The 12,220-nt window shown below is 69.9% G+C and carries 16 protein-coding genes; 15 read left to right on the forward strand and 1 reads right to left on the reverse strand.

The features are described 5' to 3' along the window. Positions 1–123 precede the first annotated feature (123 nt). The 15 genes from ACFVVM_RS33010 to ACFVVM_RS33080 all read left to right on the forward strand — a co-directional run bounded on the left by ACFVVM_RS33010 (position 124) and on the right by ACFVVM_RS33080 (position 11,343). A complete protein-coding gene (locus tag ACFVVM_RS33010) occupies positions 124–381 on the forward strand; it encodes a hypothetical protein (protein ID WP_387626359.1) in 258 nt (85 codons plus the stop codon). After that, the gene (locus ACFVVM_RS33015; protein WP_387626361.1) at positions 378–1,073 is read left to right on the forward strand and encodes a DUF6372 family protein; all 696 of its coding nucleotides are present in this window, start codon (positions 378–380) and stop codon (positions 1,071–1,073) included. The genes ACFVVM_RS33010 and ACFVVM_RS33015 overlap by 4 nt, the downstream gene beginning before the upstream one ends. 67 nt (positions 1,074–1,140) lie before the next feature. Further along, entirely contained in the window at positions 1,141–1,689 is a 549-nt protein-coding gene (locus ACFVVM_RS33020) for a hypothetical protein (RefSeq protein WP_387626363.1), read from the forward strand. An 88-nt stretch (positions 1,690–1,777) separates the two neighbouring features. Beyond that, entirely contained in the window at positions 1,778–2,554 is a 777-nt protein-coding gene (locus ACFVVM_RS33025; protein WP_387626365.1) for a hypothetical protein, read from the forward strand. A gap of 28 nt (positions 2,555–2,582) precedes the next feature. Continuing rightward, the gene (locus tag ACFVVM_RS33030) at positions 2,583–3,449 is read left to right on the forward strand and encodes a hypothetical protein (protein WP_387626367.1); all 867 of its coding nucleotides are present in this window, start codon (positions 2,583–2,585) and stop codon (positions 3,447–3,449) included. Beyond that, a complete protein-coding gene (locus ACFVVM_RS33035; RefSeq protein ID WP_387626369.1) occupies positions 3,446–3,757 on the forward strand; it encodes a hypothetical protein in 312 nt (103 codons plus the stop codon). The genes ACFVVM_RS33030 and ACFVVM_RS33035 overlap by 4 nt, the downstream gene beginning before the upstream one ends. 89 nt (positions 3,758–3,846) lie before the next feature. Beyond that, on the forward strand, positions 3,847–4,017 hold the full coding sequence (locus ACFVVM_RS33040; protein ID WP_387626371.1) for a hypothetical protein: 171 nt from the start codon (positions 3,847–3,849) through the stop codon (positions 4,015–4,017). Then, a complete protein-coding gene (locus ACFVVM_RS33045; protein WP_387626373.1) occupies positions 4,014–5,198 on the forward strand; it encodes a hypothetical protein in 1,185 nt (394 codons plus the stop codon). The genes ACFVVM_RS33040 and ACFVVM_RS33045 overlap by 4 nt, the downstream gene beginning before the upstream one ends. A 65-nt stretch (positions 5,199–5,263) precedes the next feature. Beyond that, entirely contained in the window at positions 5,264–6,358 is a 1,095-nt protein-coding gene (locus ACFVVM_RS33050; protein ID WP_387626375.1) for a hypothetical protein, read from the forward strand. A gap of 88 nt (positions 6,359–6,446) precedes the next feature. Next, on the forward strand, positions 6,447–7,871 hold the full coding sequence (locus ACFVVM_RS33055; RefSeq protein WP_387626377.1) for an exonuclease domain-containing protein: 1,425 nt from the start codon (positions 6,447–6,449) through the stop codon (positions 7,869–7,871). Positions 7,872–8,221: 350 nt separating this feature from the next. Then, positions 8,222–8,734, forward strand: a complete 513-nt coding sequence (locus ACFVVM_RS33060; protein ID WP_387626379.1) for a hypothetical protein — start codon at positions 8,222–8,224, stop codon at positions 8,732–8,734. Positions 8,735–8,867: 133 nt separating this feature from the next. Further along, the gene (locus tag ACFVVM_RS33065; protein ID WP_387626381.1) at positions 8,868–9,119 is read left to right on the forward strand and encodes a hypothetical protein; all 252 of its coding nucleotides are present in this window, start codon (positions 8,868–8,870) and stop codon (positions 9,117–9,119) included. Further along, positions 9,112–9,564 carry a hypothetical protein gene (locus tag ACFVVM_RS33070; RefSeq protein ID WP_387626383.1) on the forward strand — a complete coding sequence of 151 codons (453 nt, stop codon included), beginning with the start codon at positions 9,112–9,114 and terminating at the stop codon, positions 9,562–9,564. The genes ACFVVM_RS33065 and ACFVVM_RS33070 overlap by 8 nt, the downstream gene beginning before the upstream one ends. Further along, a complete protein-coding gene (locus ACFVVM_RS33075; protein ID WP_387626385.1) occupies positions 9,561–10,274 on the forward strand; it encodes a hypothetical protein in 714 nt (237 codons plus the stop codon). Before ACFVVM_RS33070 ends, ACFVVM_RS33075 begins: the two co-directional genes overlap by 4 nt. 769 nt (positions 10,275–11,043) lie before the next feature. Beyond that, positions 11,044–11,343, forward strand: coding sequence for a hypothetical protein (locus ACFVVM_RS33080; protein ID WP_387626387.1), 300 nt, complete (start codon positions 11,044–11,046; stop codon positions 11,341–11,343). Positions 11,344–11,503: 160 nt separating this feature from the next. Here ACFVVM_RS33080 and ACFVVM_RS33085 read toward each other — a convergent pair. Further along, positions 11,504–12,220 (reverse strand): hypothetical protein (locus tag ACFVVM_RS33085; protein WP_387626389.1); only part of this gene is annotated, 717 nt, incomplete at its 5' end.

Genomic DNA, 12,220 nt, shown 5'->3' on the forward strand with positions numbered 1-12,220 from the left:
CGCAACGCCGTTGGTCGATCCGATGGTGCCCGGCAACGACCCGCCGACCTTCCTGGCGCCGATCCCGGTCGCCGCGCGTAACCGCGGCCACGTCGAGGGCGATCCGAGGACGGGGGAGCGGCGATGCCCGTGACCGACACCACCCGCGCGCCCGTGCGGCGGTGGCGCGGACAGGCGTCCGTGCACGGACGCCTCGGCAAGATCGGCGTGTTCATCGCCGCGGTCGGGATCGCCTACATCGTCATGGCCTTCGTCGGACCCACCCTGTTCCCGACGCTGATCTGGCCCCACTTCTTCTACGGCACCGCCTTTTTCGGGATCGGGGCGATGCTCATGGTGACCGCCGGGTACGAGCAGCAGCACCGCGGCGGCCGCCGATGACCGCGGAGTTCGAGCACTCGCCGATCCTGACCGTCCCGGTCCCGGTCGCCAGGATGTGGAACCAGGACCTCCCGGGCGGGTGTCGATGCCTGTGCCAGATCTACCACCGCGGCGTCGGCGTCGGCGGGTGCACCCGCGCCGCCGAACCCGGGCTGCTCATCCGGCTCGAGGTCACCGAACGGGACGCGACCGCGCCGGACCTGGCTGCCGACCTCGACCGGCCGATGCCTGTCTGCGGCTGTTGCTATCGGCTCCTGGCTGTCCCGAACACCCCGGTCGCTGTCCTGCGCGAAGGCCTCGACGCCACGATCGCCCGCCATGGCACCCGGTTCGAGGCCGCCGCCGTCGCGCTGCTCGCCGACACCGGACTGCTCGACCACCTCGGTATACGCAGGCACATCACCGACGACACCTACACCGACAACGCCGGAAACAGTGAGCACATCGTGCGATTGGCCTGGTGGGCGCTCATCGGTAGCACCGAGCACCTCGGTCTCGACCTCAGCCAGGAACGGGTCCTCGAGCTCGCCCTCAGCCTGACTCGCGGCGAGCCGGTCGACCTCGGCGATGCCCTGCTCGACCTCGATCCCCGCCACTGCCGCCCTGTCGCCGACGCCCTCGCGATCGCGCTCGGCCTCGACACCACCACCCGCGACGCCACACCCACCACTCCGGGAGAGCCCACCTCATGACCGACCTCGCCGACGGCCGACACCATCGTGCCGTCGCATACGAACAGCACCACCGCGGCGGCCGTCGATGACCACCGCACCAGCGATGACGCCGCCCGAGTGCCGCGACCTGGTCGAGCGGTGCGCCACCCGGTGGCACTCGACGCTGATTACCTCCCCGGTGCTCGACACCGCCACCGGACTGCTCGGCGCCTGGTCCGCGGCCGCCGCCGATATCGGGGCCAATCCGACGAGTTTCCGAGGGCGGGAGTGGATCGCGCAGCTGGCCGACGTCGCGGTGCAGGTCGCCGTCGACCAGGCGCGCGAACCGCGCCCACCGCAGACTTCGGAGGCCGCCGTGGCTCTGCTCGACACCCTGGTGGCCCGCCTCGCCGACCGCGGAATCGCCACGACCCGCCGCGTTCTCGTCGTACGGATCCCGCGCACCGATCGCACCCCGACCGCAGTCCCGCTCGCGCTGACCGTCGACCCCGACCACGGTTGGAGTCTGGCCCTCGACCAGATGCATTCCTCGCCGGTGTGCTTCATCCACGGCCGCATCGACGACATCGACGCCGTGCTCGACGCGGTACTCGCAGTCAACGACGGCCGCCGCCGCAACCCGTTCGCCCGCTGATGCCGGAGGACCCGATGACCACTACCAGTACCGCAGAGCTACACCGTCGAGCCCGCCGCGCCCACGCCTTCGTGAATCGAGAATACTGATGAGCCAACAGAATTCGTCCGAGTCCGGCACGGCCGCGGTCGTGCGAGACAAGCCGCCCTACCGGATCGTCGACGCGCGCAACGTGGGCTGGATCGTGCAGGGTGGGACCGACCAGTACCGCAGCTTCGACCCGTCCGTGGCCGGTGAGCCGGAGATGTCGACCGCGACCCTGGCCGAGATCACCGCCGCACACGGTCCGGTGCGTCCAGTCGTGGTCCGCCCCACCGACGACTCGGACGCACTGCGGGCCGCCTTCGACGGTGCGGGCCGAAAGACCATCACCTCGATCGCCTCGGCGGTCGAGGTGGTCCACTTCGAGGCGCGGAATCGGTTCGGGCCCTGGGACTCCGATGTATCCGCCACCGCGGCTTACGCCGAGCGAACCCTGATCGCGGGTCGGCCCGGGTCGTGGGAATCGGCTCGGCTGTCCGACCTGTGGCTCTTCGGCTCCGAGCTGAACCTGTGGCGCCGCGACAACCGCGCGAGCCTGGCAGAGATGCGGGCGAGCGGGCCGAACCCCAAACGCGTGGATGTAGTGGCCCGCGACCGGATCGCCGAGGTGCTGCGCCGCTGGACCGGCGACCCGGAGTGCTACGTCGAGGTCGCCGAGAACCTGTCCGGCATCGTGTCGGGCTACGCCGACGACCGCTACGGCGACCAGGGTTGGAAGCACATCGCCGATCAGTGGCTGCAACCCGATGCCCGGCTGCCCTCGGCCGCAGCCGAGTCACTGTACCGGCTGCTGTATTCCAAGTCCGCGTACTTCCGATGGTGACGAGGACGCTGATGCGAGGTGGCCGACCATGACCGATCCCGTGCTCACCGACCACACCCGCGAGGTCGACGAGATCGGCGCGCAGGTGATCACCCTGCTCACCCGTGCCGCCCGCCTCCAACGCCCCGTGCCGGACATGCTGCGCGGCCCCGCTGCGGCGGCCGAGCAGCCGCCCCGGCTGACCGAGCCGGTCGATTTCGCCGGATTCCTGGTGCCGGTGCTGGCCGCCGTCGCCGCCAACCGAGGCAGCGTCGATGCGTTGCTGGCCGGGCGGCCCAGTAGCTGGGAAGCCGCGGCACTGCGCACCCTGCTGCAGAGCGCGGGCTGCGAGAACGAGGAACTTCTGGCCTCCTATCGCCGTGATCCGATCCACATCGACGTCTCGATCGAGGCGATCCTGGCCACCGACGTCCCGGTGGCGCCCGACCCGACCGATCCGAGCGCACCGTGGTGGCGGCCCCTGCTGGGCCCTGGGGAGAGCTTTGACGAGCAGCTCTCGGCCCTCGAGCAGGCAGACGGCGACGCCTACACCGCGCTCGAGGCACGCTTCGCCGACCGCGACCTCGCCGACCCGGAGTGGAGTGCCGCCGAGAATCGGCTCACCGCCGAATCCGCCGCGCGGGAAACGGCGCTGCGGGCGCTCTGGAAGGCGCGCTACGACCGCTACCTTGCGGCCTTCCGTGCCACGGTCCTGGCCCGCGCCGCCGAACTCGGCATCACCGTGGAGATCGAGGTCACCGGCGAAACCGATCCGGACAAGACCCGCGACGCCGCCCGCGCGGTTACCGACCTGTGGGCCACCGACACCCTGGCCGCCCAACTCTACGAGCACGCCGCCCTGCACACCCCGACCGAGCTGCTCACCACTGACGCACCCGAGGAGACCTCCCGATGAGCTTGCCCACCCAACAGCAGATCTTCCTCAATGCCCTCGAACAGCTCGACATCGCCCGCAACGCGCTCTCCGAAGCCCGTGACGAGCTGAATTCCGACTGGGCTGGAGTCGAAACCGGCCTCGGGCTGCCGAGGCCGGTCGGTGAGCACCGGACGCGGGTCCGCGCGGCGATCACCGCCGCCAAGGCCGAGATCGACACCGCCAAGAACGAACTGTGCCAGGCGCTGGAGTACTACCACCCGCCCGGGTCGGAGCGCGTGCTCGACGATCCCCGGGCCGAGATCGCCGACGAACAGCGCACCCGATGACTGCCTACACCCCGGCCGTCGAGGCCACCCGCTACGTAGTGCGCGGCCTTCCTGCGGGGCATTCGGCGCGTTCATATGCAGATGTCCAAGTGAAACGGAGCCCGCGCGGGTGGCAGGTCGGTGACACCGGCGACTGGATCGGTCCCGGCGGAGAGCCGGCCACCGACCCGGTCGACATGGATCTCGACACAGCCGTCGCCGCGGCCACCATCGAAGCCGAACGCTTGGCTCTAGCCGTGCGGGCGGTGCATCCGCAATGACCGACCCCGGCAGCGCCTGGCTACGCGTGGTCGCAGGCGGCGACGATCACCCCGACCTGATCGCTGCCGACGCCGCACGCACCCGCTACGTCGAGGCCGCGACTCCCGAGACCACGACCCGCGCCTACACCGAAGCCTGGGAACAGTTCCAGACCTGGTGCGGCACTGTCGGTTTGGTCGCACTGCCAGCCGATCCGGTCACCGTAGAGCGGTACCTCGCCCTGGCCGCCCAGCGCCGCGACCTCGCGGCCTCGACGCTGGCGGTATGGGTCACCGCGATCGGCAACCGCCACCGCGCCGCCGGGCACGCCGACCCGACCACCGGCGAGCGGGTCGGCGAAGTCCTCGACGGGGTCGGGGTCACCCAGACCAAGGCCGGACGCGAGGTCGATCAGGCACCCCCCGCCGATCACCCGGTACTGACCGCGATGATCGACACCGCGCACGCCACCGCGGGGACCTGGCGCCAACAGGTCGCCGCGCGCCGCGACATCGCTGTGCTGCTCACCGGGTTCTCCATGTTTGGCCGCCGTGGTGAGATCGCCGCGCTGTGGGTGTCGGACCTGTCGCTGACCACCGATGGTGAGCGGCTGCTGCGGATCCGGCGGCGCGGCACCAAAACCGACCGAGGAACACCCCTGCACGTCTATCGGCGCGCCGGGACCGGCCCGGCGCTGCACTGCCTGTGGTGCGGGCTGCACCGGTGGCTGGTCGTGCTCGAGGCCCGCGACCACGCCGCCGCGCGTGAGCTGCGCCGCCAGCACCGCCACGACATCGCCGACCAGGCCGCGCTCAAACGCGCGGTGTCGGTCGCGGTGCAACGAACGCTGATCGCCGACGACGCCGACCCGCACACCCACCGCTGCACCCGACCCTGGCCCGCCCTGGCCGAGGCCGCCGACGTGGCGTTGTTCCGGCCGGTGGCCAAGACCGGCCTGCCCGGCGACGGTGGCCTGTCCGGTCGCCAGATCGCACGCATCATCCAGGGCCGCGGAATAGCCGCCGGGTACCCGGATCTGCGCGGCCACAGCTTGCGAGCCGGAGGCGCGACCGAGGCGTTCGAGCGCGGCGCCGATGTCACCGACGTCATGGCCCTGGGCGGGTGGCGCACCACCGCCTCGGCCCTGCGCTACGACCGCGACCGCGAACGACGTTCGGTCCGAGTCGACTTGGGGATCTAGATGAGCCGACCACGCGTGCCGAAGGTGCTGGCCGCCTGCACCCGACCCGGGCAGTGAGCCTGCCGATGACCGACTTCGCGTGCCCCGACAACGAACTCGTCGACGACGATCCGGTGATGGTCGAGCTCGACGCCGTGCTCGCCCGGGTCACCGGCCTCAAGGCCGAACACGACCGGGAATGGCAGCAATTCGCGATCTGGGCGATCGTGCACGGTCACCAGGCACTGCCCGCCACCACCGACACCCTGCTGGCCTACCTCGCCGCCCACCCCGGCACCGTGACCACCCAACGAGGCCGAGCAAGCGCCGTCGCGGCCGCCCACCGCCGCGCGCGCCGCGCACCCGGCGACCCGCTACCGATCACCCCCGGACCGACACACCGACTTGGGCTGCCGTCACCGACCGAGGCCGAGCCGGTGCGTCGAATCCTGCGCCCACCCGAACCCGCACACGCTGGCCGACCCGCACGCGTCGGGCGCGCGCAGCGGCTCACCCAGGCCCACGCCGAGCTCGAGCCGGTGATCGCCGGACTCCCCAAAACCGGCTGGCCCGACGCGCTGGCCGGGCGCCGCGACGCACTGGTGCTCCACCTGGCCGCAGCCGGACTGTCCTGGGACACCATCGCGGGACTGCGCCAGCGCGACATCCGGCTCACCGACACCGCGGTGATCGTCGGAACACAACCCCTGGTCGAACTGGCCGCCACCGGCTTACCCGCCACCTGCCCGGTCACGGTGCTGCGCGCCTGGGCCACCGTGCTGGCCCACGCACCCCGCCCCACCGGCCACATCACCCTCGAACGCCTGCTCGCCGGCACGATCGAGGCCGAACCGGTCACCGGGCTGCTGCCCGAGTACGCCGACCAGCCCCTGCTCACCCGCTTCGACGAACGTGGGTTCGCCGACGGCCTGGTCGACGAGCTGGCCCCGCTGACTCCCGCCGAGATCATCGAGATCGTCACCACCCGCAGCGCCACCGTCCTGGCCGTGGCCACGGTGGAGCTGGACTCGGGCTGGTGGGAACGCGGCGTCACCAAACGCCTCGATGACCACGCCGCGGGCAAGGATCTGGACGACCTGCTTGACCGGCTCGACGGGATGCTCAAAGACATCGGCGACTACGAGGACTGGACAGCTCCCGGCGGCGCTGAGCGCTGGTGAATGCCAGGTGATGTAGCGCGTTGTGTGTCGGGGGTCGGTGCGATCATCGAGCGGTGACCACACCGAGTTGCGCAGGGAGGGCAGGGAAGTGACCGGTACGGAGACGACACACGCCCCGGCGGCGAAAACCCGACCGCTCGGGGTGACCCGGTGCGCACAGCGGCTGGCCGAGCGGTTGGGGCTGGCGGTGGAGGGTGACGACATCGCCGAGCTCGCCCGCACCGGGCACCTGCAGGTGGCCGACCGGTGGACCAAGTGCGGTGTTACCTACGACCTGTTCGACCTCGACGACATCGACGCGCTCGACGGCGCGCTCGTCGCGGCCACGATCACCGCCCGCGCCGACTGGCTGGCGATCTCTACACCGTTCGTCGACGCCGCCGAGCAGTTGGGCTGGCGCCGTGATGATCTGGGCCAGGTCCTGCGCGAACGCGGCATCGAGCGCGGCCGGTTCGGGCGTATCCCGACCGCGCTGGTCGCCGAGTTCGCCGCCGACACCGAGCTGGCCGAGCGAATGCGCTTGGATCGGGTGGTGACCGCCGATCATGCCGCCACCGAGATCCTCGATGTGCCGCGCCGGCATTTCGACATCGCAGTGGAAGCCGGATGGGTAACCGCGCAGCGCCACCACGTGAAGGAAGTCGGTCGGTATCGGACGGTGTCGGTGCCGCTGTACCGGACCGGCGACATCGAAGCCCTGCTCGATCTGCCCGATGTCGACTGGGCCGCGGTGCGCGAGTGTGGCAAGGGCGAGCGTTCCCCGTTGCTGGACATCGTCGGTGGCCGTAAGGCATCCCGCGCCAAGGTGATCCGGTCCTTTCTGCGGTGGTTCGGCGCCGAGCACGGGATCGAGATGTGGGGCTGGTGGATGCCGGGCCCGGACGTGTGGGAGATCGATTGGGAGCGTATCGAGGGCGGCCCGACCAAGGCCGATGTCGCGGCCGCGATCGCGGCCAACCCTGCCCTGGCCCAACACCGGGGCGAGATCGAGCTGCACTCCGCGGCCGGCGCGGCGATCCGCTTCGCCCGCGCCATGCTCGCCCCCGGCGCCGCGGTCATCCTCGACACCGAGACCACTGACCTCTACGGCCGCATCTGCGAGATCGCGATCGTCGACGCCTGCACCGGCAAAACCCTCCTGGACACCCTGGTCAACCCCGGTGTCCCGATCACCGGGGAGGCTAGCGCGATCCACGGTCTCAGCGATGCCGATGTCACCGCCGAGGGCGTGCCGGATTGGAAGAAGGTCTACCCGCGGGTGCTGCGCGCGACCAAGGGCCGGACCATCCTGGCCTACAACGCCCCCTACGACCGGACCGTGGTCGCCGCCGACTGCATGGTCGCGGGGATCGCGCGCTCGCGGCTTACCGACCCGAAGCTGTGGGCCGATGTGATGGTGCCCCGCGCCGAGCACGCCCGCTCACCACGCTGGCTGCCCAACGGCGGCGGACATCGAGCGCTGGGCGATACCCAGGAAACCCGGCGGCACCTGCAGCGCATGACCGCACCCTGAACCCCCGCCAGCAGCGCCCGTCGCGCGCATCGACTCGATTCGATTGTGGTGGGTATCCGTCATGACGGAGTATCTGTACAGAACAGATCCCCGCTTGCGCAGGGAGCAGTCGACTCTAAGTCTGCGATCAACCCCACTCGCACGGGGAGCATGGTGCCATCGGCACATCCCTACGCTGAGCGCGGGGAGCACGGTGTTCAACACCGACGTCGTGACATTAGCACGCGAGCATTGCCCTCGGTGTCGGAAACCCCTGGCGCGCTGACAGATTCCGGGCGGGGGGTGCCCAGGGCACTTTTGAGTAGTTGTGCGGATGTGCGCGGTGGCCGACGACCGTGATCATGGTCGACATGATCACGACCGCGCCACGCAAGACGCCGATCCACACCCGCCCCTTCTTCCGTGTGCTGGTCGCCGTCCAGCTGCTGGCTATGGTCGCGGTCACGGGGTTGCGGCTCTCCGCCGGCGGCGGATGGGTGCTGCTCTGGTTCATCTTCGGGGGCTTCCTAGTCGTTTTCGCCCCGTCGGTCGCGGCCGTCTCGGCCGCATTGTCGGTGATGGTCACCCCCGGACGTAGAGCATGTGCCGCGCTTGCGGCCGCGTTCGTCATCGTCTACGGCTCGCTGCTCATCGCGGCGGCGACCGTGCCCGACTACCTCGATGTCGCGGACCAGAACGGGGTGCCTATCGTCACCGGGCTGGTGACCAATGCCGAGGCCGAGGTCTACCGCCAGATCGCCGACATCGCCGTGTACGTCCACCTCATCTCGGTCGTCGCCACCGTCGCACTCGCCCTGACGATCGCGTCGCGGAGCAACGCGGGTGGCGCAGGACGAGCATTCGCGCAGGGTGCCGCACGCTGATCGCTCGCAGCTGATGAAGGTCGGGCCACTTGGCCCGGACCGATCCGCACGCAACCGATATATGGTTGTCAACCAATGAGTGGTTGCGTAAGGTTGGGGTGTCGATAACCCCGCGCCGCAGAAGGGTCCTCACGTGTACGCCACTGAAATCGCCTCGAACCTGCTCATCACCGACACGGCCACCGACTACACCACCCTGCCCACCGGCGAGGTGACCATCGATCTCGCCGATGAGGGTCGCATCGTGATCGGTGACGACGCCGACGGACTGACCTGGACCCGCTACGGCGCCGACGGCACGGAGATCGGCACCGACGGCGTCGAGGACAGCGGCCAGGTGACTGCCGAGAACGTGCTCGACATCCTCGGACTGAACCATGCCTGACCAGATCGACGCCGTCGCCGAGCAACTCACCGACGAACTCGACAACCACGTCGTCGGCGCCCTCGAAGCGATCGGCGCGCTCGACCTCGCCAAGATGACCCGAGCCCGTATCGCCGAGATCGCACCCCGACTCGCCGCGGATCTGTGCTCGGCCGATGACCGGGTCGCCGCCCAGACGGTGATCGACCTGGCCGGGATCGCCTGGCCTGACGACCCCGACCCGTCGTGGTGGCGAACTCCCCTCGGCCGTGCCGTGGGCCGCTCGGTCGGCTCCACCTACACCGACGCGGTGTCCTACTCCGTGGCCGCGGCCATGCTCGGCGTCGCGACCGGCACTGTGAAGTCGATCATGTCCCGCGACGGCGGCGCCGACCTTGACCGGCACCCAGACGGCGGGATTACCAAGGCTTCGGTGCTCGCGCGCATCGCCCGCCTGGCCCGGTGAGCCTGCCGCATTTCCCGCCCGAGCAGGTACCGCACCTTCGGGCGGGCCTGCTGGCTGGCCTGTGCCCGATCTGCGGGGAGGGTCCGTGGACGCAGGTGGCCATCCATGTCGGTCGAAAGCATCTGGTGGGGGCTCGCGAGATCAAGGCCGCCCTTGGTATTCCTGCCAGCCGGTCGCTGTCGTCGCCAGAGCTGCGGCGACGGGCGCGGGAGTTCTCGCTCACGCAGACCAAGCGCACGGCCGCGCTGATCGCCGCGAAGTCGAGGCGAGGCGAGGACACCGAAGCTGGCGCGCAGGCGCGGGCTTGGGCGTTGCACAAGGCGAACCGGCGCAGTGCTGACGCGCGGAGGAAGATGACCGATGAGCAGGTGGCGGACGCGAGCGCGCGGATCGACGCTGGCGAGCGGTATCGGGATGTCGCAGGAGATTTCGAGATGACCGCTTCTGGGCTGTGGCATCGGATCAAGAGCTGGAAGCAGTCCACTGCTGATCCCCGCGCGCACACGCCAGGCGCGCGACCGAAGCCGATCACTGTCGCACAGGTGCTCGCTGCGGTCAACAAACACGGCTCACGGAGAGCGGCGGCGCGGGCGTTGGGGGTGTCGCAGAATCTCATTCGGGCTCGCCTGGCCGAGGTCGGGATGTCCACTCCGCCGAACCGGGCTCGGGACGAGCGTCGGCGTGCACAATCGAAGCCGGGCAGGCACTAGCTTCTCACCAGGCGTTACGCCGTATCCGCCCGAAATTCGGTGAATACTGCGGGAACCCCGTCCAGGAATCGTTTCGGACGAGGCTGATCAGGACCTGGATGCTGCGCAGTGGCGTCCACCACGCGCGACAACGACCACGTTGACCGAAACGGTGCCGACTTACTCGGTTCGGCGAGGAAACAACGATGCCCGGACCTGAATCGGGTCCGGGCATCGACGATCTGGGTAATCGGCCACCAGCAGGCTGAAACAGCATGTTTGGTTGGTGATTCCACTGTACCCACGGACAGGTCTCTACCGTCGGCGCCGTCTCGTCACGATGGTCAAGGCTTTCAGCGCATCTCGACGGCGCTGCGGGTCTGGATGCCAGAGCGCGGTGCCTGCGGCGAGAAGTGCGATCGGTGGGCACTCACGCAGCAACAATGCTGTCGCAGAGACGAGCACGATTTCTGTGGTCACGGGCTTCCTCGCGATCGAGGTGGGTGCCCGGCCCGCGGCCAGCAGCTGTGTCACATCGCAGGATAACCGCGTCCGTATCTCTCGACACCGTTGCCGCGCCGGTACCGTGTCGCATCGGCTCGGCAGGCGCGCGGGCAGCGCACGCCAACGAACTTGTCGGTGGTGGGGACTACGCTGCGTTTCGAGCCGGGATCAGGGCGGCTCGCGGCGCGCCGACGGCGCGAGAATCTCAACGACAGCACCTGCACGCTCCGGGCAGCGCTATGCCCTGAGCGGCCCACCAGCTTTCCTGTGTTGTGGAGGTTTTCTGTTGAGCGACAACGACTTTCCCGCCGCGCTGCTCGCGTTGGTCCCTGCATTCTCCTGGCCTGGGTCGAGTCCGGGCCCGGAGTGCTCGGCGCCGGACTGCCCGAGGGAGGTCCGGGCGCGCGGACTGTGTCGACGCCACTACGACGCCTGGTACAACCGGCAGTCGCTGGACCCTGCTTACCGGTCCTATGGGCGCACCGACTGTGCCGAGCCGGGTTGCACCAGCCCGCATCACGCCCGCGGCTGGTGCTCGGCGCACTACATGCGCCGATACAAGGCCCGCGAGTTCGACATCGCCTGACAGCCCGCGCCACCGGCACGCCACCAGTACGCCACCGGTGGTGTGCCGAATCGGTGGTGCGGCCCGTTGATTCAGGGCTCGCGGGCCATGCGCAGCAGCCCGGGCGGCCAGTTCGCCGGATTCCAGCTCGGCCGGCTCGGGCCCTCCTTTCGAGGGTTGATCAATTCTCGGTGAGCAGGGCGTGGACCGCGGGATCGGTCGGGGGCCACAGTGGTGCGGCCAGGTCGGTGACCCAGTCGATGTAGCGCTGGCGCAGGTCCGCGCTCGCGGCCTCGAGGGCCGGTTCGGACAGCCGGACCGTCTCGATGATGCTGACGGTGGGGTTCTGCTGATCGATCCACTCCATGTGGAAGTCGCCCAGGGTCGTCGCGGCGGCCAGGAATCCCGCGAGGCGGGGGTAACGGGCCAGCAGTTCACGGCTGACCGCGTTGCCGCTGGTGAGGCAGGCCGGGACGTAGAGCAGACGGGCTTCCAGGTCGTGCAGGTGCGCGGCGGCCAGGCGCCGGGTACTCCATCCGGCGACGTCGTCCCCGTCGGCCTCGGCGACGAAGGAGTCCCGCCAGCTCAGCAACGTCGGGCGGGTCAGGCCGGTCAGCTCGGCCGCAAGGCGCACCGAAGGTGTGGACACATCGCGGCCCGATGGCGGTGATGTACGCCGGTCGAACCGGAGGCTGTCCGCGCCGATCTGGCGGGCCACCTCCAGCAGCTCGCCGACGTCGCGGCGCACTGCCGCGCTGGCCTTGTCGGCGTCGGCGATCCGGTCCGGGATCTCGCGCAGTCGCGCCTCGATCTGGCTCGTCGCCTCGACCGCGTACTGGAGCCCGGTCACCCGCGCCTCGGCCTCTGCGGAACGTTCGTACATGCCCACCACCCTTCC

This window comes from Nocardia sp. NPDC058176 (assembly GCF_042883805.1).
In the GTDB taxonomy this organism is placed as follows: Bacteria; Actinomycetota; Actinomycetes; order Mycobacteriales; family Mycobacteriaceae; genus Nocardia.

Excerpts from the sequence above, each read along its gene's own strand:
- ACFVVM_RS33010 (WP_387626359.1), top strand. The coding sequence starts at position 124 with ATGCCCGTGACCGACACCACCCGCGCGCCCGTGCGGCGGTGGCGCGGA.
- ACFVVM_RS33015 (WP_387626361.1), top strand. The coding sequence starts at position 378 with ATGACCGCGGAGTTCGAGCACTCGCCGATCCTGACCGTCCCGGTCCCG.
- ACFVVM_RS33020 (WP_387626363.1), top strand. The coding sequence starts at position 1,141 with ATGACCACCGCACCAGCGATGACGCCGCCCGAGTGCCGCGACCTGGTC.
- ACFVVM_RS33025 (WP_387626365.1), top strand. The coding sequence starts at position 1,778 with ATGAGCCAACAGAATTCGTCCGAGTCCGGCACGGCCGCGGTCGTGCGA.
- ACFVVM_RS33030 (WP_387626367.1), top strand. The coding sequence starts at position 2,583 with ATGACCGATCCCGTGCTCACCGACCACACCCGCGAGGTCGACGAGATC.
- ACFVVM_RS33035 (WP_387626369.1), top strand. The coding sequence starts at position 3,446 with ATGAGCTTGCCCACCCAACAGCAGATCTTCCTCAATGCCCTCGAACAG.
- ACFVVM_RS33045 (WP_387626373.1), top strand. The coding sequence starts at position 4,014 with ATGACCGACCCCGGCAGCGCCTGGCTACGCGTGGTCGCAGGCGGCGAC.
- ACFVVM_RS33050 (WP_387626375.1), top strand. The coding sequence starts at position 5,264 with ATGACCGACTTCGCGTGCCCCGACAACGAACTCGTCGACGACGATCCG.
- ACFVVM_RS33060 (WP_387626379.1), top strand. The coding sequence starts at position 8,222 with ATGATCACGACCGCGCCACGCAAGACGCCGATCCACACCCGCCCCTTC.
- ACFVVM_RS33070 (WP_387626383.1), top strand. The coding sequence starts at position 9,112 with ATGCCTGACCAGATCGACGCCGTCGCCGAGCAACTCACCGACGAACTC.